This is a genomic window from Streptomyces sp. NPDC048106 (assembly GCF_040706415.1).
Lineage (GTDB): Bacteria > Actinomycetota > Actinomycetes > Streptomycetales > Streptomycetaceae > Streptomyces.
On record NZ_JBEZND010000035.1, the window covers coordinates 58,822 to 77,875 of the forward strand.

Genomic DNA, 19,054 nt, shown 5'->3' on the forward strand with positions numbered 1-19,054 from the left:
AGCGTTGTATACGGAGCGGACCTCCCCGGGTGTCCGCCGGTGTACGGGCCTTCGGGAACGCAGAGCAGTGCCCGTTCGCACAGTTCTCGCAGGGACCGAGGAGGAACCATACGTATGAGTTCTCTGCTGCTCCTGACCAACGCCCTCCAGCCGTCGACGGAGGTCCTGCCGGCCCTCGGCCTGCTCCTGCACAACGTGCGGGTCGCCCCCGCCGAGGGCCCCGCCCTGGTCGACACCCCCGGCGCCGACGTCATCCTGGTCGACGGCCGCCGCGACCTGCCACAGGTGCGCAGCCTGTGCCAGCTGCTGCGCTCCACCGGTCCCGGCTGCCCCCTGCTGCTCGTGGTCACCGAGGGCGGCCTCGCCGCCGTCACCGCCGACTGGGGCGTCGACGACGTGCTCCTCGACACCGCGGGACCCGCGGAGGTCGAGGCGCGGCTGCGGCTCGCCATGGGGCGCCAGCAGCTCACGCACGACGACTCGCCGATGGAGATCCGCAACGGCGACCTCTCCGTGGACGAGGCGACGTACTCCGCCAAGCTCAAGGGCCGGGTCCTCGACCTGACCTTCAAGGAGTTCGAGCTGCTGAAGTACCTCGCCCAGCACCCGGGCCGCGTCTTCACCCGCGCCCAGCTGCTCCAGGAGGTGTGGGGCTACGACTACTTCGGCGGCACCCGGACGGTCGACGTGCACGTGCGGCGGCTGCGGGCCAAGCTCGGCCCGGAGCACGAGTCGCTGATCGGCACCGTACGGAACGTCGGTTATCGATTCGTTACCCCGGAGAAGGCCGAGCGGACCGGGGAAGAGACCAAGGCCAAGGCGAACCAGTCCAAGGCGGACAACGCGGACGCGACCGATGCCCCGATCGAGGCCGAGGTCCACGCGGACGCTTGATCCGCCACGTGTTCCGGCGATTTCTCGCCAGTTCCGTGCGTGAAACATGCGGCCCGGGTATGGAAAGCGTCGTCCCCGGGCATCGCCTGTCCATCGCGAGGATGTGGAACGCCCTGCCCGCACTGGGTCAATCCGCGTAGACTCCGCGCGTGGCCAAGGTGACTCGGGATGATGTGGCGCGGCTGGCGGGGACCTCCACCGCCGTCGTCAGTTATGTCATCAACAACGGACCCCGGCCGGTCGCCCCGGCCACGCGCGAGCGTGTCCTCGCCGCGATCAAGGAGCTGGGTTACCGCCCCGACCGGGTCGCGCAGGCGATGGCCTCCCGGCGCACCGACCTCATAGGCCTGATCATCCCGGACGCCCGCCAGCCCTTCTTCGGGGAGATGGCGCACGCCGTGGAACAGGCCGCCTCCGAGCGCGGCAAGATGGTGCTCGTCGGCAACACCGACTACATCGCCGAGCGCGAGGTCCACTATCTGCGGGCCTTCCTCGGCATGCGCGTGTCCGGTCTGATCCTGGTCAGCCACGCGCTCAACGACCTCGCCGCGGCCGAGATCGACGCCTGGGACGCCCGCGTGGTGCTGCTGCACGAGCGGCCCGAGGCCATCGACGACGTCGCCGTGGTGACGGACGACCTCGGCGGCGCCCAGCTCGCCGTGCGCCATCTACTGGAGCACGGCCACCCGTACGTCGCCTGCATGGGCGGCACGGAGGACACCCCGGCCATCGGCGACCCGGTCTCCGACCACGTGGAGGGCTGGAAGCGGGCCATGGCCGAGGCGGGCCTGAGCACCGAGGGCCGGCTGTTCGAGGCGCCGTACAACCGGTACGACGCCTACCGCGTCGCCCTGGACATCCTGTCCGGGCCCAGGCGGCCGCCGGCGATGTTCTGCTCCACCGACGACCAGGCGATCGGCGTGCTGCGGGCGGCCCGCGAGCTGCGCCTCGACGTGCCCGGGGAGCTGGCCGTGGCGGGCTTCGACGACATCAAGGAGGCCGCGTTCGCCGACCCGCCGCTGACCACGGTCGCCTCCGACCGCCAGGCGATGGCTCGGGCGGCGGTCGACCTGGTGCTGGACGACGGGCTGCGGGTGGCCGGGTCCCGGCGCGAGCGGCTGAAGACGTTCCCCTCCCGGCTGGTGGTGCGCCCCTCCTGCGGCTGCGGGATCTGACGACGCCGTCGCCGCGGCGTCCCGGCGTCGCGGTCTGAGAGGCCCGTGAGAGCCGTGGCCAACCGCCGAGAGGCGCCTTTATATCGGGCAAACGAGGTTCTGCCGGGCTTCTCAGCGAGCACTCAGGAAGCTCTCATGGTCACCGGGGACGCTTCTTGCATGACCGAGAGCCTCCACCGCAGCGGCGAGTACGACTACGACGATCCACAGGGTCCGTACAGTCAGCAGTACGGCTACTCCGCTCCCGTGAACCCGGAGTGGCCGCCCCCGCCGTCGTACGAGCCGGCGGCGACCGCCACCGCCCCCCTGCCGGCCGATGGGCCGCAGGCGGCGCCGGAGCCGGCGCCGGGGCGCAAGCGCACCCGGGGTTCCGTCGCCCTCCTCGCGGCGGTCGCGATCGTCGCGGCGGCGGTCGGCGGCGCCACCGCCTACGGCTTCCAGGAACTGACCGGCAAGGACGACGTCGCCGCCACCGGGACCAGCACCGCCGTGGTGCCGGCCGGCAAGAAGGGCGACGTCGCCGCCATCGCGGCCGCGGTCAGCCCGAGCGTGGTGGAGATCAACGCCACCCTCGCCAACGGCTCCTCCACCGGTTCCGGCGTGATCATCTCGTCCGGCGGTGAGATCGTCACCAACAACCACGTCATCGCGGGCGCGGAGTCGGTCAAGGTGCGCACCAGCGACGGGCACGCCTACACCGCCGACGTCGTGGGCACCGACAGCTCCAAGGACCTCGCGCTGATCAAGGTGGAGGGCGCCTCGGGCCTGAAGGCGGCGAGCCTCGGCAACTCCGGCGCGGTGCAGGTCGGCGACTCGGTCGTGGCGATCGGCTCGCCCGAGGGCCTGACCGGCACCGTGACCAGCGGCATCGTCTCCGCGCTCGCCCGGGACGTCACCGTGCCCACCGACGAGAGCCAGGCGCAGGGCCAGGGCGGCGGCGACGGAAGCTGGCCGTTCCAGTTCGGCGGCCGCCAGTTCAACGGCGACACCGGCTCCTCCACCACCACGTACAAGGCGATCCAGACGGACGCCTCCCTCAACCCCGGCAACTCCGGCGGCGCGCTGATCGACGCGGCCGGGAACATCATCGGCATCAACTCCGCGATGTACTCGTCGAGCCAGCAGGCGTCCTCGTCCTCGGACGCGGGCAGCATCGGCCTCGGCTTCGCGATCCCCATCGACACGGTCAAGTCCGACCTGGCCAAGCTGCGGTCGGGCGGCCAGAACTAGCTTCTCACCAGGGCCTTTCAGCGTTACTCGCAGTGTCTGGAGGAACATCATGATCCAGCAGGCCTTCCACCAGGAAGCGGGCCGCGGCCCGGCCGACGTCTCCCTCGCCCTCGCCATCGCGCGCCGGCTGCACGCGCCGGCCGCCCCCGAGCCCCGCGCCGCGGAGATCATCCCGGCGCACGTCCCTCAGTTGATGGGGCTGCGCCGCAGCTCCGCCGACCGGCACCACCGCCGCAAGGTGCCGCTGCACCGGCTCACCGCGATGCGCAACCTCGCGGCCCTCAGCGCCTGACCCTTGGCGTCCACGCCCCCCGGCCCGGCACCATGGGAGGCTGTAGGACACCTTCACCAAGACACCCGAACCACGCGAACGCGGACATACTCCACCAGAAGACCCACCCACAAGGAATCACGAGCATGAGCCCCGCCGAAGGCGACCGTGACACCCAGCGCATCCTGATCGTCGACGACGAGCCGGCCGTACGCGAGGCGCTCCAGCGCAGTCTCGCCTTCGAGGGGTACGGCACCGAGGTCGCCGTCGACGGCGCGGACGCGCTGGAGAAGGCGGCGGCGTACCGGCCGGACCTGATCGTCCTGGACATCCAGATGCCCCGGATGGACGGCCTGACGGCGGCCCGCCGCATCCGCGGCGGCGGGGACACCCTGCCCATCCTCATGCTCACCGCCCGCGACACGGTCGGCGACCGGGTGACCGGCCTGGACGCGGGCGCCGACGACTACCTGGTCAAGCCCTTCGAACTGGACGAGTTGTTCGCCCGGATCCGCGCCCTGCTGCGCCGCAGCTCCTACGCCGCGGCCGTCTCCCCCGCGGCTCAGGCGGACGAGGCCCTCTCCTTCGCCGACCTGCGCATGGACCTCGCGACCCGGGAGGTCACCCGGGGCGGGCGGCAGGTGGAGCTGACCCGCACCGAGTTCACGCTCCTGGAGATGTTCATGGCGCACCCGCGCCAGGTCCTCACCCGGGAGCAGATCCTCAAGGCGGTCTGGGGCTTCGACTTCGAGCCCTCCTCCAACTCGCTCGACGTGTACGTGATGTACCTGCGGCGCAAGACCGAGGCGGGCGGGGAGCCCCGGCTCGTGCACACCGTGCGGGGCGTCGGCTACGTGCTGCGGCAGGGCGGCGCCGAGTGAGGAAGCTGGTACGGCGCTACCGCTCGCTGCCGATCCGGGCCAGACTGGCCGTGCTGGTCGCGGCGGCGGTGGCGTTCGCGGTGGCGGCGGTCTCCGTGACCTGCTGGTTCATCGTGCAGGGCAAGCTGTACGAGCAGATCGACAACGACCTCCAGAGATCGGCGCCGCGCCCCGCCGCGGACACCGTGTACAAGCTGCTCTCCACGTGCCCGCAGAAGCCGACGGAGACCTCCCCCTACGGGGGCCTGCGCACCCACGAGACCGTCTACTCGCAACTGGTCAAGCCGGACGGCACGGCCTGTGTGCCCTCCGACTCGCCGGGCACGGTGAAGACCACCGGCGCCGACCGCGCCGTGGTGCGCGACGCCGGCACCCGCAGCAGCGGCATCCTGCGCAACGGCACGGACACCGACGGCAACGACGTGCGGGTGCTCACCATGCCGCTGGTGATCGACACCAACGTGGGCCCCCAGCTCTACCCCGGCGCGGCCATGATGATCGCCGTCCCGCTGAAGAACACCGAGACCACCCTCAACGACCTGGCGCTCATCCTGCTGCTGGTGTCCGGGGTGGGCGTCCTGGGCGCCGGGGCGGCGGGCCTCGCGGTGGCCCGGGCCGGGCTGCGTCCGGTGGACAAGCTCACGGAGGCGGTGGAGCACATCTCCCGCACCGAGGACCTGACCATCCGGATCCCGGTGGAGGACGACAGCGAGGACGAGGTGGCCCGCCTGTCGCGCTCCTTCAACTCCATGACGGCCTCGCTGGCCGGCTCCCGCGAGCTCCAGCAGCGGCTGATCGCGGACGCCGGGCACGAGCTGCGCACCCCGCTGACCTCGCTGCGCACCAACATCGAACTGCTCACCCGCAGCGAGGAGACCGGCCGCCCGCTGCCGCCGGAGGACCGCAAGGCGCTGCTGTCCTCGGTGAAGGCGCAGATGACGGAACTGGCCTCCCTGATCGGCGACCTCCAGGAGCTGTCGCGCTCGGAGGGCCAGCACGGCGAGCGGGTGCAGGTGGTGCCCTTCCGGGACACCGTGGAGGCGGCGCTGCGCCGGGCCCGGCTGCGCGGCCCGGAGCTGACGATCACGGCGGACCTGGAGCCCTGGTTCGTGGTCGGGGAACCGTCCGCACTGGAGCGCGCGGTGGTCAACATCCTCGACAACGCGGTGAAGTTCAGCCCCGAGGGCGGCACCGTCGAGGTCCGGCTGGCCGACGGCGTGCTCACCGTGCGCGACCACGGCCCCGGGGTCCCCGAGGACGAACTCCCGCACGTCTTCGACCGGTTCTGGCGCTCTCCCAGCGCCCGCGCCCTCCCGGGCTCCGGCCTCGGCCTGTCCATCGTCGCGCGCACGGTCCAGCAGTCGGGCGGCGAGGTCGCCCTGACCCCGGCGCCGGGCGGCGGCTCGGTGGCGACCGTACGGCTTCCGGGGGCGCCGGTGCCGCCGCCGGAGACGGCCGCCGCCGAGGTGACGGGGTAGCCGTACCGGCTGCTGCACACGGGGGTGCGGTACCGGCCGAGGCCGGGCGCCGCCGCCCGCGTTCCCCGTGCGCCCCGTACCCTCATACGCATGAGCAGCGACGACACCGTACGGGCCTTTCCCGCCCGCTCCATCGAGACCCTTTCCGCGCTCACCCCGGAGCAGGCCGAGGCCGTGCTCACCCTGCTCGGCGAGGCCGCGCGGGTCGACGGCCAGCAGCCGGTGTCCGAACAGGGCCGCCTGCAACTGCGCGGAGGAGCCCGCGCGGGCGTCTCACATCTGCTGCTGCACCTCGACGGCCAACTCGTCGGCTACGCCCAGCTGGAGGACACCGACCCGGTGGAGGCGCCGGCCGCCGAACTCGTCATCCACCCCGCGCACCGCGGGCACGGACACGGGCGCGCGCTCGGCTCCGCCCTGCTCGCCGCCTCCGGCAAGCGGCTTCGGGTGTGGGCGCACGGCGGACATCCGGCCGCCCGCCATCTCGCCCAGGTGCTCGGCCTGACCCTGTTCCGCGAACTGCGCCAGATGCGGCGGGCGTTGACCGGTCTTGAGCTGCCCGAGCCGCACCTCCCCGAGGGGGTGAGCGTGCGCACCTTCGAGCCCGGCGCGGACGACGGCGCGTGGCTCGCGGTCAACGCGGGCGCGTTCGCCCATCACCCCGAGCAGGGCTCGCTGACCCAGCGCGACCTGGACGACCGCAAGGCCCAGCCGTGGTTCGACCCGGCCGGGTTCTTCCTCGCCGAGCGGCGCGGGGAACTGATCGGCTTCCACTGGACCAAGGTGCACGCCGAGGAGGGCCTCGGCGAGGTCTACGTGCTCGGGGTCCGCCCCGGCGAGCAGGGCGGCGGCCTCGGCAAGGCCCTGACCACCATCGGCCTGCGCCACCTCGCCGCACAGGGCGTGCCGACCGCGATGCTCTACGTCGACGCCGACAACAAGGCCGCGGTGTCGGTGTACGAGCGGCTGGGCTTCCGCACCTACGAGACGGACCTGATGTACCGCACCGAGACGTGACGCCGACCGCCCCGGGCACCGGGCAGGGGCGGGTCGTCTCCGACGAAGACTGGTAGGACCACAATTCGGGCGGACCCGTCCTCGTGGCCCGGTCTCATACGCGTTCCCACGACCGTGCCCGGGCCGCCGCGGAATCCGTCGCTTTCGCGGCACGGACCCCCGGGAGCCGCCCCGCGCTATCCCGCACGTCATGTCTCCGTAACCATCGATTCAGACGGGCTTGCGAGGCTCTGCCAATGAAACCCGTCGTGCCAGAGCCTTCGCCGCCCCCCGAGGGGCCCGCGGGGAACGGGACCCTGACGCTGCCGCCCGCACGTTCCGACGCGCCCGTTACGCCGGTCGCGCGGAAGAATGGGTTCATGAGCCAGCAAGACGCCCAGGCAGAGGTACAGCACCCGCAGCCCCCCGTGGGCTCCATCGCCGCGCGCCGCCCGCACACGGTGGCCGCCACGGTCTCCGACCTGGAACCCGACCTCGACGCGGATCTCGACGTGTACGAGGAGTCCCGGGCCGACGGTGTCCCGCTGCCCCAGGGCCGCTTCCTCGACCGGGAGCGCAGCTGGCTCGCCTTCAACGAACGCGTCCTGGAACTCGCCGAGGACCCGAACACGCCCCTGCTGGAGCGGGCCAACTTCCTCGCGATCTTCGCCAGCAACCTGGACGAGTTCTTCATGGTCCGGGTCGCGGGCCTGAAGCGCCGTATCGCCACCGGCGTGGCCACCCGGTCGGCCTCCGGGCTCCAGCCGCGCGAGGTCCTGGAGATGATCTGGGCCCGCTCGCGCGAGCTGATGGCCCGGCACGCCGCCTGCTACCACGAGGACGTCGCCCCCGCACTCGCGGAGGAGGGCATCCACCTGGTCCGCTGGAGCGAGCTGACGGACAAGGAGCAGGCCCGCCTGTTCACGCTGTTCCGGCACCAGATCTTCCCGGTCCTCACCCCGCTGGCCGTCGACCCCGCGCACCCGTTCCCGTACATCTCCGGCCTGTCCCTGAACCTGGCCGTCGTCGTGCGCAACCCGGTCAGCGGCCACAAGCACTTCGCGCGCGTCAAGGTGCCGCCGCTGCTCTCCCGCTTCCTGGAGTCCAGCCCCGGCCGGTACGTGCCCGTCGAGGACGTCATCGCCGCGCACCTCGAAGAGCTGTTCCCCGGCATGGAGGTGCTGGAGCACCACGCCTTCCGGCTCACCCGCAACGAGGACCTGGAGGTCGAGGAGGACGACGCCGAGAACCTCCTGCAAGCCCTGGAGAAGGAGCTCATGCGGCGCCGCTTCGGGCCGCCGGTGCGCCTGGAGGTGGAGGAGTCCATCGACCGCGAGGTCCTCGACCTGCTGGTGCGCGAGCTGAAGATCTCCGAGGCCGAGGTCTACCCGCTGCCCGGCCCGCTCGACCTCACCGGCCTGTTCCGCATCCACGGCCTGGACCGGTCCGAGCTGAAGTACCGCAAGTTCGTCGCGGGCACCCACCGCGACCTCGCCGAGGTCGAGTCGGCGTCCCCGCCCGACATCTTCGCGGCGGTGCGCCAGCGGGACGTGCTGCTGCACCACCCGTACGACAGCTTCTCCACCTCGGTGCAGGCCTTCCTCCAGCAGGCCGCCGACGACCCGGACGTCCTCGCGATCAAGCAGACCCTGTACCGCACCTCGGGCGACTCCCCCATCGTGGACGCGCTCATCGACGCCGCCGAGTCCGGCAAGCAGGTCCTGGTGCTGGTGGAGATCAAGGCCCGCTTCGACGAGCACGCCAACATCAAGTGGGCGAAGAAGCTGGAGGAGGCCGGCTGCCACGTCGTCTACGGACTGGTCGGCCTGAAGACGCACTGCAAGCTGTCGCTGGTGGTCCGCCAGGAGGGCGAGACCCTGCGCCGCTACAGCCACGTCGGCACCGGCAACTACCACCCGAAGACCGCCCGGCTCTACGAGGACCTCGGCCTGCTCACCGCGGACCCGCAGGTCGGCGCGGACCTCTCCGACCTGTTCAACCGGCTGTCCGGGTACTCCCGCCGGGAGACCTACCGCCGCCTGCTGGTCGCCCCCAAGTCCCTGCGGGACGGCCTGATATCGCGGATCGGCAAGGAGGTCCAGCACCATCGCGCGGGCCGCCCGGCCTTCATCCGCGTCAAGGTCAACTCGATGGTCGACGAGGCCGTCATCGACGCCCTGTACCGGGCCTCCCAGGCGGGCGTGCCGGTGGACATCTGGGTCCGCGGCATCTGCGCCGTCCGGCCCGGCGTCGCCGGCCTCTCGGAGAACATCCGGGTCCGCTCCATACTCGGCCGCTTCCTCGAACACTCGCGGGTGTTCGCCTTCGGCAACGGCGGCGAGCCCGAGGTGTGGATCGGCAGCGCCGACATGATGCACCGCAACCTCGACCGGCGCATCGAGGCCCTGGTACGGGTCGTCGACCCCGGCCACCGCGCGGCCCTCAACCGGCTGCTGGACACCGGCATGTCCGACACCACCGCCTCCTGGCACCTCGGCCCGGACGGCGAGTGGACGCGGCACGCGACCGACGCGGACGGCCAGCCCCTGCGCAACATCCAGGAGACGCTCATAGACGCCCGGAGGCGCCGGCGTGGCACAGCGACACCTTGACCCGAAGGACCCCACGGCCGAGGTGGCGACGGGGAACGCCCTCGCGGGCTATCTGCGCACCCACGCCACGGAGTTCCTGCGCGCCCTGCGCCTGCACCGGGAGACCGGGGGCGCCACGGGCACCGGCCCGGAATCCGTCGACGCGGCCCGCGCCCTGCGCCGCTCGGCCCGGCGCATCAGCGGCAGCCTGCACACCTACCGTCCCCTGCTGGATGCGGCGTGGTCGGAGTCGATGCGGCCCGAACTGGCCTGGCTGTCGGGCACGCTGGCGCTCGAGCACGCGTACGAGGCGCGGCTGGAGCGGCTGTTGCAGGCGCTGCACCGGTTGTCGGGGGCGGCGGTGATTCCCGAGCAGGCGACGGTGCCCGGCGGCCCCGCACCGTCCCCGCCGGGCCGCGGCAACCTCACGGTGGGCGCGGCGAAGGCGGGCGCCCTGCTCGAACGCCAGCTCACCCTCGCCCGGACCCGCGCCCACTCCACCGCCCTCCAGGCCCTGGGCTCCAGCCGCTTCCACGCCGTCGCCGACAAGGTCGCCTTACTCGCCAGCGAGGTGCCCCTCACCCCCACCGCCCCCACCACCGACCTGCGCCCCCTCGCCGGCGCCGCGCGGGAGCGGCTCACCGACGCCGTCACCGCGCTGCCGCTGGTCACCGCGGGCCACCCCTACAACGCGCAGGCCCTGGTCCACGGCCTGTCCCCGGATCCCGCCCCGCACCCCCAGGACGGCTCCTGGCACCAGGTACGGCTGCTGCTGCGGCTGCACCGCTACGCCTGCGAGGTGCTGGGCGCCGACGCCGCCGCGGACACGCGGGTGCTGACGGCGGGCCAGTGTCTGGACCGGCACCGCGACGCCTCGGAGGCGGCCGCCGCCGCGGCCCAGGCCGCCCGCACCCCGCGCATCGCCCCCGCCACGGCCTACGCCCTCGGCGTCCTCCACGCCGACCAGCGCCACGAGGTGGAGGCGGCCCGGTTCGCCTTCCAGCGCGCCTGGCAGAGAGACCCGGTGGAGACGGTATGACCGACACCCCCGTGCTGGCCGCCGGCTGTGTGCTGTGGCGCCGTTCGCCCTCCGGGGGCATCGAACTGGCCCTGGTCTTCCGGCCCAAGTGGCACGACTGGTCCTGGCCCAAGGGGAAGCTGAAGCGCGGCGAGGAGGCCCGCGCGGCGGCGCTGCGCGAGGTGCGGGAGGAGACGGGCCACACCTGCCGGCTCGGCCCGCGCCTGCCGACGGCCCGCTACGTCGACCACACGGGCCGCGGGAAGGAAGTCGCCTACTGGGCGGCGGAGTCGACGGGCGGCGCCTTCGTGCCCAACGACGAGGTCACCGAGCTGCTCTGGCTGCCCCCGGCCGAGGCCCACGACCGCCTGACCCACCCCCGGGACAGGGACCTGATCCCCCCGGCCCTCACGGCCATCGGCACAGCGCCGCGCTAGCCCGCCTCACCCGTTCGCGTGCCCGGCGGCGTCCGTTCTGGCCTGGCTGCGGGCCCTGCGGGCCGGGCCGCGCCAGCCGCAGGTGCAGCGGGCCACGCAGAAGCGGCCCTGTTCGGTCGTCGTCGTCAGATGGTCCGGTTCCCGCGCGTCCTGCTCCGCCACGCCGTCCACCGTACCGAGCGGCCGCGGGTGGAGCGTGACGGCAGTCCCCTACTCGTCGTTAACCCGGCGACAGGGGGGCCGTAACGGACGTACCGGCTGGGGGAAGGCAGGGCGATGGCACGGCGGCAGTACAGGCAGGCGCACCCGGGCAGAACGGCCGTCGTGGTGGGTCTCACGCTCGCACTGGGGGCGGGCACCGGCGGCTGTTCGCTCCCCGGGCTCCCCGCCGAGGACGTCAAGAGCGGCGCGGGCGATCCGGTCAGGGTCCTGACCGGCGCCGCCGGCGCCCTGACCGACGCGGGCAGCTCCAAGACCGGCACCGCCATGGAGATGGCCACGGGCGGCACCCGGGTCACCATCCGCGGCAAGGGGGTCTACGACTACGTCCACCGGCTCGGCCGGCTGACCGTCGTGCTCCCCTCGGATCCGACGGGCGCCGCCGAGCACCGCCCGCTCACCGAACTCCTCGCGCCCGGCGCCCTGTTCATGAAGAACCGGGGGGCCGGGGTGCCCGCCGACAAGTGGGTGCGGGTGGAGACCGCCACGCTCTCCGACGGCAATCTCGTCACCGGCGGCGTCACCGACCCCTACGTCGCCGCCGAGGTGCTGCGCGGCACCCGGCGGGCGAGCTACGTCGGCCGCACCGAGGTCGGCGGCACTCCGGTGCGGCACTACCGGGGCACCGCGGACCTGGCCCACGCGGCCCGGTACGCCCCAGCCGACGTCAGGAACTCCCTGGCGGCCGCGGCGAAAGGGTTCGCCACGGCAGAGGTGCCCTTCGACGCCTACCTGGACGACCAGGGCCGCCTGCGCAAGCTGCGCCAGCGCTTCAGCTTCGTCAACGGCCGGCAGCAGACACCGGTCGCCGTCACCTCCACCACCCTGCTGTACGACTTCGGCACCCCCGCCGTCGTCGATCTGCCGCCCGAGCGGGACATCTACGCCGGCCGCATCGCGGAGGACACAGGTGCCGACGGGGCCTGAATCCGGCCATGCCCCGGCCCGGCACTAGTCCCATGACGCCACCCGGTAAGTAGCCCGTCCGTGCCATGCGCGGTAGGTAAACCGCCTCCTACCCTAGGAGTTCGGTGACGTCAGGGAAGAGGTGAGGCGGGTGGCGGCGGTCGGCGGTACGGCGGTTCAGGACCACGTGGCCCTCGCCGAGATCGAGCTGTGCGGCGAGCTGATCATCGCGGCCTCGGCCGCCGAGGACCGGCTCAGCCTGGAGAGCATCGACCAGGTGCTCCGGGTGGAACGCGAGCGACGCCCGGACCGGACGGATCGAACAGGCCACACGGCCTGAGCGACCTGAGCGGTCCGCTCCGGGCGGCGGTGGGGCTCAGGTGCGCAGCAGCCGCCCGATCGCCTTCGTCGCCTCGTCCACCTTCTCGTCGATCTGGTTCCCGCCCGCGAGGGCCGCGTCCGCCACGCAGTGCCGCAGGTGCTCCTCCAGCAACTGGAGCGCGAAGGACTGCAGCGCCTTGGTGGAGGCCGAGACCTGGGTGAGTATGTCGATGCAGTAGGTGTCCTCGTCCACCATCCGCTGGAGGCCCCGGATCTGGCCCTCGATCCGGCGCAGCCGCTTGAGGTGCTCGTCCTTCTGCTTGTGGTAACCGTGCGTGGCGTGGTCACCGCACTCCGTCTGCTCGGAGGGTGCCGTCGTGCCGGCCTCGGTGGTCGTCATAGCGGGCCTCCATCTCGGGACGGGTGTTCTCGATCACATACCGGGGGACATAACGCCCGGCATACCCCTACTGGGTATATGGTACCGAATTTTGCTGGGTATGGGGGCCTTGGTACGCCCCCGTGGTGATCGCCGTGCTCGATGGGCGACACTGGAGGGCGGCCCGATAGCCGTGGCCGGATGATGCGCCTAGCATCAGCCTGACCGAAACCGAAGCACCCCGAGGACCCCACGTGCGCTTTCGTCTGACCCCCAGGGAGACGAGCTTCTACGACATGTTCGCCGCATCCGCGGACAACATCGTCACCGGCTCGAAGCTCCTGATGGAACTGCTCGGGGCGGACTCCTCCGCCCGGGCCGAGATCGCGGAACGCATGCGGGCAGCGGAACACGCAGGTGACGACGCCACGCACGCGATCTTCCACCAGCTGAACTCCTCGTTCATCACGCCGTTCGACCGCGAGGACATCTACGCCCTCGCCGGTTCCCTGGACGACATCATGGACTTCATGGAGGAGGCCGTCGACCTCGTCGTCCTCTACAACGTGGAGGAGCTGCCGAAGGGCGTCGAGCAGCAGATCGAGGTGCTGGCCCGCGCGGCCGAGCTGACCGCGGAGGCGATGCCGAACCTCCGCACCATGGACAACCTCACCGAGTACTGGATCGAGGTCAACCGTCTGGAGAACCAGGCCGACCAGATCCACCGCAAGCTGCTGGCGCACCTCTTCAACGGCAAGTACGACGCGATCGAGGTGCTGAAGCTCAAGCAGATCGTGGACGTGCTGGAAGAGGCGGCGGACGCGTTCGAGCACGTGGCGAACACGGTGGAGACCATCGCCGTCAAGGAGTCCTGAGGCGTCGATGGACACCCTGGCTCTGGTCGTGACCGTAGCGGTCGCGCTCCTGTTCACGTACACCAACGGCTTCCACGACTCGGCGAACGCGATCGCCACCTCCGTCTCCACGCGGGCGCTGACCCCGCGGGCGGCGCTGGCGATGGCCGCCGTGATGAACCTCGCCGGCGCGTTCCTCGGCTCCGGGGTCGCCAAGACGGTCAGCGAGGGACTGATCGAGACGCCGTCGGGCGGCACGGGGATGGGGATCCTCTTCTCCGCGCTCCTCGGCGCGATCGCCTGGAACCTGGTCACCTGGTACTTCGGCCTGCCCTCGTCCTCCTCGCACGCGCTGTTCGGCGGCCTGGTGGGGGCGGCGCTCGCGGGCGGTACGCAGGTCCACTGGGACGGCGTGGTGAACAAGGTCATCATCCCGATGTTCCTGTCCCCGGTCGTCGGTCTGATCGTCGGCTACCTGGTCATGCTGCTGATCATGTGGCTCTTCCGGCGGACCAACCCGCACAAGGCCAAGCGGGGCTTCCGCATCGCGCAGACGGTCTCCGCGGCGGGCATGGCGCTCGGCCACGGTCTCCAGGACGCCCAGAAGACGATGGGTGTCGTGGTGATGGCCCTGGTCATCTCCGGCGAGGAGACCTTCGGTGACCCGATCCCGGTCTGGGTGAAGCTGGTCTCGGCCATCATGATGTCGCTCGGTACGTACGCCGGTGGCTGGCGGATCATGCGCACCATGGGCCGCAAGATCATCGAGCTGGACCCGCCGCAGGGGTTCGCCGCGGAGGCGACCGGCGCGTCGATCATGTTCGGCACGGCGTACCTCTTCAAGGCGCCGATCTCCACGACCCACGTCATCACCTCCGCCATCATGGGCGTCGGCGCGACGAAGCGCCTGAACGCGGTCCGCTGGGGCGTGGCCAAGAACATCGTCCTGGGCTGGTTCATCACCATGCCGGCCGCCGCCCTGGTCGCGGCCCTGGCCTTCGGCCTGGTGAAACTGACCGTCCTCTGACCCTCAGGCCGCCGAGATCGTGGGAATGCGGTGGGCCCGCCCCCGGAGTGGGGGCGGGCCCTTGGGTCCTCGTGGTGGCACCGCCATGCAGCACCGCGAGGAGTTCTTCGTCCCTCGGCTCAGCCGAAGCGGCCGGAGATGTAGTCCTCCGTCGCCTGGACCGACGGGTTGGAGAAGATGCGCTCGGTGTCGTCGATCTCGATCAGACGGCCCGGCTGCCCGACCGCCGCGAGGTTGAAGAACGCCGTACGGTCGGAGACACGCGCCGCCTGCTGCATGTTGTGCGTGACGATGACGATCGTGAACCGCTCCTTCAGCTCCCCGATCAGGTCCTCGATCGCGAGCGTCGAGATCGGGTCGAGCGCGGAACACGGCTCGTCCATGAGCAGCACCTTCGGCTCGACCGCGATCGCGCGGGCGATGCAGAGCCGCTGCTGCTGACCACCGGAGAGCCCGGCGCCCGGCTTGTTCAGGCGGTCCTTGACCTCGTTCCAGAGGTTCGCGCCCTTGAGCGACTTCTCGACGATGTCGTTCAGCTCGCTCTTGCGGTAGTTGCCGTTCAGACGCAGACCGGCCGCCACGTTGTCGAAGATCGACATCGTGGGGAAGGGGTTCGGGCGCTGGAAGACCATGCCCACCTCGCGCCGCACCGACACCGGGTCGACCCCGGTGCCGTACAGGTCCTCGTCGTCCAGCAGCACCTTGCCCTCGACCCGGCCGCCCGGGGTGACCTCGTGCATGCGGTTCAGCGTGCGCAGGAACGTCGACTTGCCGCAGCCGGAGGGCCCGATGAACGCCGTCACCGAGCGCGGCTCGACGGTCATCGAGATGTCCTCGATCGCCCGGTGGGAGCCGTAGTAGGCGGTCAGTCCGCTTACGTCGATTCGCTTGGCCATTGTCTTACTTCACTTCCGTCAGTCGCTGTGGAGGCCGCCGTCAGCGACCGGTCACGCGGCGATAGCCGCACATTGTCAGCGGGGGGCCTTCCAGCGGGCGATGCCGCGGGCCGCCAGGTTGAGGATCATCACGAAGGCGATCAGCGTGAGCGAGGCCGCCCAGGCGCGGTCGTACGCCGCCGTGGAACCGGAGCTCTGCGAGTACTGCTGGTAGATGTACAGCGGCAGCGCCTGCTGGGCACCCGAGAACGGGTTGTTGTTGATGAAGGAGTTGCCCCACACCAGCAGCAGGACCGGCGCCGTCTCCCCCGCGATACGGGCGATGGCCAGCATGATGCCCGTGGTGATGCCGCCGATGGAGGTCGGCAGGACCACCTTCAGGATCGTGCGCCACTTGGGCACACCGAGCGCCAGGGACGCCTCGCGCAGCTCGTTCGGTACGAGCTTGAGCATCTCCTCCGTGGAGCGGACCACGACCGGCATCATCAGGATGGCCAGGGCCAGCGAGCCGGCGAAGCCGAAGGGCTGCATGTCGGCCATCAGCATCAGGCTGAGGATGAACAGGCCCGCGACGATCGACGGGATGCCCGTCATCACGTCGACGAAGAAGGTGACCGCGCGGGCGAGCCCGCCACGGCCGTACTCCACCAGGTAGATCGCGGTGAGCACCCCGACCGGCGCGCCGATCAGGGTGGCGAGGCCGACCTGCTCCAGGCTGCCGATGATCGCGTGGTAGATGCCGCCGCCCGGCTCGGAGTCGGCGACGACGCCCATGGAGTGCGTCAGGAAGTAGGGGTCGAGGACCTTCACACCGCGCTTGACGGTGGTCCAGATCAGCGAGACCAGCGGGACCACGGCGAGCAGGAAGGCGACCCACACCAGCGAGGTGGCGACGCGGTCCTTGGCCTGCCGCCGGCCCTCCACCACGGAGGCGATGACGTAGGTGCCGAGGATGAACAGCAGCGCGGCGATCACGCCCCACTGGACGTGGCTGCTCAGGCCGGCGCCCGCGCCGATGCCCACCGCGACCACGATCGCGCCCGCGGCGATCGCCCACGGCGACCACTTCGGCAGGCTGGCGCTGCGCAGCGAACCGCCGCGCTTGTCGGTGACGGCTGCGGTGCTCATGCGTTGGCCCCCGAGTACTCCTTGCGGCGGGCGATGATCGCGCGGGCCGCGCCGTTGACCAGCAGGGTGATGACGAACAGGACCAGGCCGGAGGCGATCAGCGCGTCCCGGCCGTCCTGCGTCGCCTCGCCGAACTTGCTGGCGATGTTCTGGGCGAAGGTGCCGCCGCCCGGGTCGAGCAGGCTGGTCTGGATGTCGAAGGTCGGCGAGAGGACCGTGGCCACGGCCATCGTCTCGCCGAGCGCGCGGCCGAGGCCGAGCATCGAGGCGGAGATCACGCCGGAGCGCCCGAAGGGCAGCACCGACATGCGGATGACCTCCCAGCGGGTGGCGCCGAGGGCCAGCGCGGCCTCCTCGTGCATCCGCGGAACCTGGCGGAAGACCTCGCGGCTCACGTTGGTGATGATCGGCAGGATCATGATCGCGAGCAGGATGCCCACGGTGAGCATCGAGCGGGGCGCGCCGCCCTGCCAGGAGAAGATCCCGGTCCAGCCGAGGTACTCGTCGAGCCACCCGAACAGGCCGTTCAGGTGCGGTACGAGGATCAGGGCGCCCCACAGGCCGTAGACGATGGACGGCACCGCGGCGAGCAGGTCGATCACGTAGGCGACCGGGCCGCTCATCCGGCGGGGGGCGTAGTGCGTGAGGAACAGCGCGATGGCGACCGCGACCGGCACGGCCAGGACCATGGCGATGACCGAGGAGACCACCGTGCCGAAAGCCAGGACCGCGATGCCGAAGGACGGCGGCACCAGGTTGGTGTTCCACTCGAAGGTGGTCAGGAAGTTGCCGTGGTCCTTGCTGATCGCGAGGCAGGCGCGGTAGGTGAGGAAGACCGCGATGGCGGCCATGATCACCAGCAGCAGGATGCCGGAACCGCGGGACAGACCGAGGAAGACGCGGTCACCGGCGCGGGTGGCGCCGCGGTTCACGCTCTTCCCCGGGCCGGCGGCCGGCGGGGAGGTGGGGGGTGGTGCGTCGGTTGTCTTCGTTATGTCCATCGGGTTCTCCGGTCTGCGGAGCCGCTCGCCCCGGCGGGGGCGGGCGACTCGTGGCGGCGGTGCACCGGACGGTGCGGCCCGGCCCGCGGGGAGGCGTGGGTCCGGGCCGCACTCTCGGATCAGGTCAGCTCAGGCCCGCGATGGTGGTGCGGACCTTGCCGATGATCGTGTCGGGCATCGGCGCGTAGTCGATGCCGCTGAGGAGCTTCTGGCCGTCCTCGGAGGCCATGTAGTTCAGGAACGCCTTGACGGTGGGCAGGGTGTCGGCCTTGTTGCCCTTGTCGCAGGCGATCTCGTACGTCACCAGGGTGATCGGGTAGGCGCCGTCGGCCTTGGTGTTGTAGTTCAGCTGCAGCGACAGGTCGCTGCCGGTGCCGACGACCTTGGCGTCGGCGATGGCCTTGGTGGCGCTGTCGGTGCTGGGGGCGACCGGCTGGGCGGCACCGGTGTCGATGCTCACGGCCTTGACGCCGTCACCGACGTACGACAGCTCGAAGTAGCCGATGGCGCCGTTGGTCTGCTTGACCTGCTGGGCCACGCCGGAGGACTGCGCGGCGGACTGGCCGCCCTTGGCCTGCCAGGTCTTGCCGCCCGAGTAGTTCCAGTTCGCCGGGGTGGCGGCCTTCAGGTACTTGGTGAAGTTGTCCGTGGTGCCGGAGTCGTCCGAGCGGTGGAAGGCCTGGATCTTCAGGTCGGGAAGCTTCGCCGAGGGGTTCAGCTTCTTGATCGCCGCGTCGTTCCAGTTGGTGATCTTGCCGTCGAAGATCTTGGCGAGGGTCGGGGCGTCCAGGACCAGGTTGTCCACGCCGTTCAGGTTGAAGCCGATGGCGATCGGGCCGCCGACCATCGGGAGGTCGATGCCCTGGCCGCCGGAGCAGACCTTCTTGGACGCGGCGACCTCTTCGGGCTTGAGCGCCGAGTCGGAGCCCGCCCACGGGATCTGGCCCTGGGTGAAGGAGGTCACGCCCGCGCCGGAGCCGCCGGCCTTGTAGTTGATCTGCACGCCGCACGCCTGCGAGAAGTTCTTGACCCAGGCGTCGATCGCGTTCTTCTGCGCGGAAGAGCCGTCCGACAGCAGCTGACCCTTGGCGCCGTCGCACTTGATGGAGGAAGCGTTGGTCGCCGAGGACGGGTTGCCCGAGGCCTTGGAACCGCCACCGTTGTCGTCGGAGCCGCACGCCGTCAGGGCCAGGGCGCCGGAGACGGCGACAGCACCGAGAGTCAGGGCGCGCAGCCGGTTCTTGCGCTGAAGCTTCACGTTCGGGAGTTCCTTCCAGGAGCCGCCGCTGTCGGCGGCGTGCGAAGTCGTGGCACGGGAGCGCATCCGAACCGCACTCCGCACCGGGTAAGGC

20 protein-coding genes are annotated in these 19,054 nt (G+C 71.2%); 14 read left to right on the forward strand and 6 right to left on the reverse strand.

Annotation, left to right across the window (positions count from 1 at the left end; translation table 11 throughout):
• Positions 1-114 precede the first annotated feature (114 nt).
• The 10 genes from AB0927_RS29465 to AB0927_RS29510 all read left to right on the forward strand — a co-directional run bounded on the left by AB0927_RS29465 (position 115) and on the right by AB0927_RS29510 (position 10,971).
• Positions 115-894, forward strand: coding sequence for a response regulator transcription factor (locus AB0927_RS29465; protein WP_366670797.1), 780 nt, complete (start codon positions 115-117; stop codon positions 892-894).
• A 149-nt stretch (positions 895-1,043) separates the two neighbouring features.
• Entirely contained in the window at positions 1,044-2,069 is a 1,026-nt protein-coding gene (locus AB0927_RS29470) for a LacI family DNA-binding transcriptional regulator (RefSeq protein ID WP_366670798.1), read from the forward strand.
• 159 nt (positions 2,070-2,228) lie between these two features.
• Positions 2,229-3,299, forward strand: a complete 1,071-nt coding sequence (locus AB0927_RS29475; protein ID WP_366670799.1) for a trypsin-like peptidase domain-containing protein — start codon at positions 2,229-2,231, stop codon at positions 3,297-3,299.
• A gap of 49 nt (positions 3,300-3,348) precedes the next feature.
• Entirely contained in the window at positions 3,349-3,591 is a 243-nt protein-coding gene (locus AB0927_RS29480) for a hypothetical protein (RefSeq protein ID WP_366670800.1), read from the forward strand.
• A 125-nt stretch (positions 3,592-3,716) separates the two neighbouring features.
• Positions 3,717-4,451 carry a response regulator transcription factor gene (locus AB0927_RS29485; RefSeq protein WP_366670802.1) on the forward strand — a complete coding sequence of 245 codons (735 nt, stop codon included), beginning with the start codon at positions 3,717-3,719 and terminating at the stop codon, positions 4,449-4,451.
• On the forward strand, positions 4,448-5,929 hold the full coding sequence (locus tag AB0927_RS29490) for a HAMP domain-containing sensor histidine kinase (RefSeq protein WP_366670803.1): 1,482 nt from the start codon (positions 4,448-4,450) through the stop codon (positions 5,927-5,929). Before AB0927_RS29485 ends, AB0927_RS29490 begins: the two co-directional genes overlap by 4 nt.
• A gap of 90 nt (positions 5,930-6,019) precedes the next feature.
• The gene (gene mshD / locus AB0927_RS29495) at positions 6,020-6,946 is read left to right on the forward strand and encodes a mycothiol synthase (RefSeq protein ID WP_366670804.1); all 927 of its coding nucleotides are present in this window, start codon (positions 6,020-6,022) and stop codon (positions 6,944-6,946) included.
• A gap of 359 nt (positions 6,947-7,305) precedes the next feature.
• Positions 7,306-9,537, forward strand: a complete 2,232-nt coding sequence (locus AB0927_RS29500; protein WP_366670805.1) for an RNA degradosome polyphosphate kinase — start codon at positions 7,306-7,308, stop codon at positions 9,535-9,537.
• Complete coding sequence (locus tag AB0927_RS29505; protein WP_366670806.1) at positions 9,518-10,555, forward strand: CHAD domain-containing protein; 1,038 nt, start codon at positions 9,518-9,520, stop codon at positions 10,553-10,555. Before AB0927_RS29500 ends, AB0927_RS29505 begins: the two co-directional genes overlap by 20 nt.
• Positions 10,552-10,971, forward strand: a complete 420-nt coding sequence (locus AB0927_RS29510; RefSeq protein WP_366670807.1) for an NUDIX hydrolase — start codon at positions 10,552-10,554, stop codon at positions 10,969-10,971. Before AB0927_RS29505 ends, AB0927_RS29510 begins: the two co-directional genes overlap by 4 nt.
• 6 nt (positions 10,972-10,977) lie before the next feature.
• On the opposite strand, the gene AB0927_RS29515 is transcribed toward AB0927_RS29510, so the two are convergent.
• Positions 10,978-11,133, reverse strand: coding sequence for a hypothetical protein (locus AB0927_RS29515; protein WP_366670832.1), 156 nt, complete (start codon positions 11,131-11,133; stop codon positions 10,978-10,980).
• A 114-nt stretch (positions 11,134-11,247) separates the two neighbouring features.
• Between AB0927_RS29515 and AB0927_RS29520 the strand changes: the two genes are divergently transcribed.
• A complete protein-coding gene (locus tag AB0927_RS29520; protein ID WP_366670809.1) occupies positions 11,248-12,117 on the forward strand; it encodes a hypothetical protein in 870 nt (289 codons plus the stop codon).
• 121 nt (positions 12,118-12,238) lie between these two features.
• Positions 12,239-12,436, forward strand: a complete 198-nt coding sequence (locus tag AB0927_RS29525) for a hypothetical protein (protein ID WP_366670810.1) — start codon at positions 12,239-12,241, stop codon at positions 12,434-12,436.
• A 36-nt stretch (positions 12,437-12,472) separates the two neighbouring features.
• On the opposite strand, the gene AB0927_RS29530 is transcribed toward AB0927_RS29525, so the two are convergent.
• Complete coding sequence (locus tag AB0927_RS29530) at positions 12,473-12,817, reverse strand: metal-sensitive transcriptional regulator (protein ID WP_366670811.1); 345 nt, start codon at positions 12,815-12,817, stop codon at positions 12,473-12,475.
• A gap of 233 nt (positions 12,818-13,050) precedes the next feature.
• On the opposite strand from AB0927_RS29530, the gene AB0927_RS29535 reads away from it, so the two are divergent.
• Entirely contained in the window at positions 13,051-13,671 is a 621-nt protein-coding gene (locus tag AB0927_RS29535; RefSeq protein ID WP_015493282.1) for a DUF47 family protein, read from the forward strand.
• Positions 13,672-13,678: 7 nt separating this feature from the next.
• Positions 13,679-14,677 (forward strand): inorganic phosphate transporter, encoded by a 999-nt coding sequence (locus tag AB0927_RS29540; RefSeq protein WP_366670812.1) that lies wholly within the window; start codon positions 13,679-13,681, stop codon positions 14,675-14,677.
• Between the two features lie 119 nt (positions 14,678-14,796).
• On the opposite strand, the gene pstB is transcribed toward AB0927_RS29540, so the two are convergent.
• From pstB to pstS, 4 genes are all read right to left on the reverse strand, one after another.
• On the reverse strand, positions 14,797-15,573 hold the full coding sequence (gene pstB, locus AB0927_RS29545) for a phosphate ABC transporter ATP-binding protein PstB (RefSeq protein ID WP_366670813.1): 777 nt from the start codon (positions 15,571-15,573) through the stop codon (positions 14,797-14,799).
• 75 nt (positions 15,574-15,648) lie between these two features.
• Positions 15,649-16,701 carry a phosphate ABC transporter permease PstA gene (pstA, locus tag AB0927_RS29550; protein ID WP_366670814.1) on the reverse strand — a complete coding sequence of 351 codons (1,053 nt, stop codon included), beginning with the start codon at positions 16,699-16,701 and terminating at the stop codon, positions 15,649-15,651.
• Positions 16,698-17,702 carry a phosphate ABC transporter permease subunit PstC gene (gene pstC, locus AB0927_RS29555; RefSeq protein WP_366670815.1) on the reverse strand — a complete coding sequence of 335 codons (1,005 nt, stop codon included), beginning with the start codon at positions 17,700-17,702 and terminating at the stop codon, positions 16,698-16,700. The genes pstA and pstC overlap by 4 nt, the downstream gene beginning before the upstream one ends.
• Before the next feature lie 124 nt (positions 17,703-17,826).
• Positions 17,827-18,960 (reverse strand): phosphate ABC transporter substrate-binding protein PstS, encoded by a 1,134-nt coding sequence (gene pstS, locus AB0927_RS29560; protein ID WP_366670829.1) that lies wholly within the window; start codon positions 18,958-18,960, stop codon positions 17,827-17,829.
• Positions 18,961-19,054: the final 94 nt, after the last annotated feature.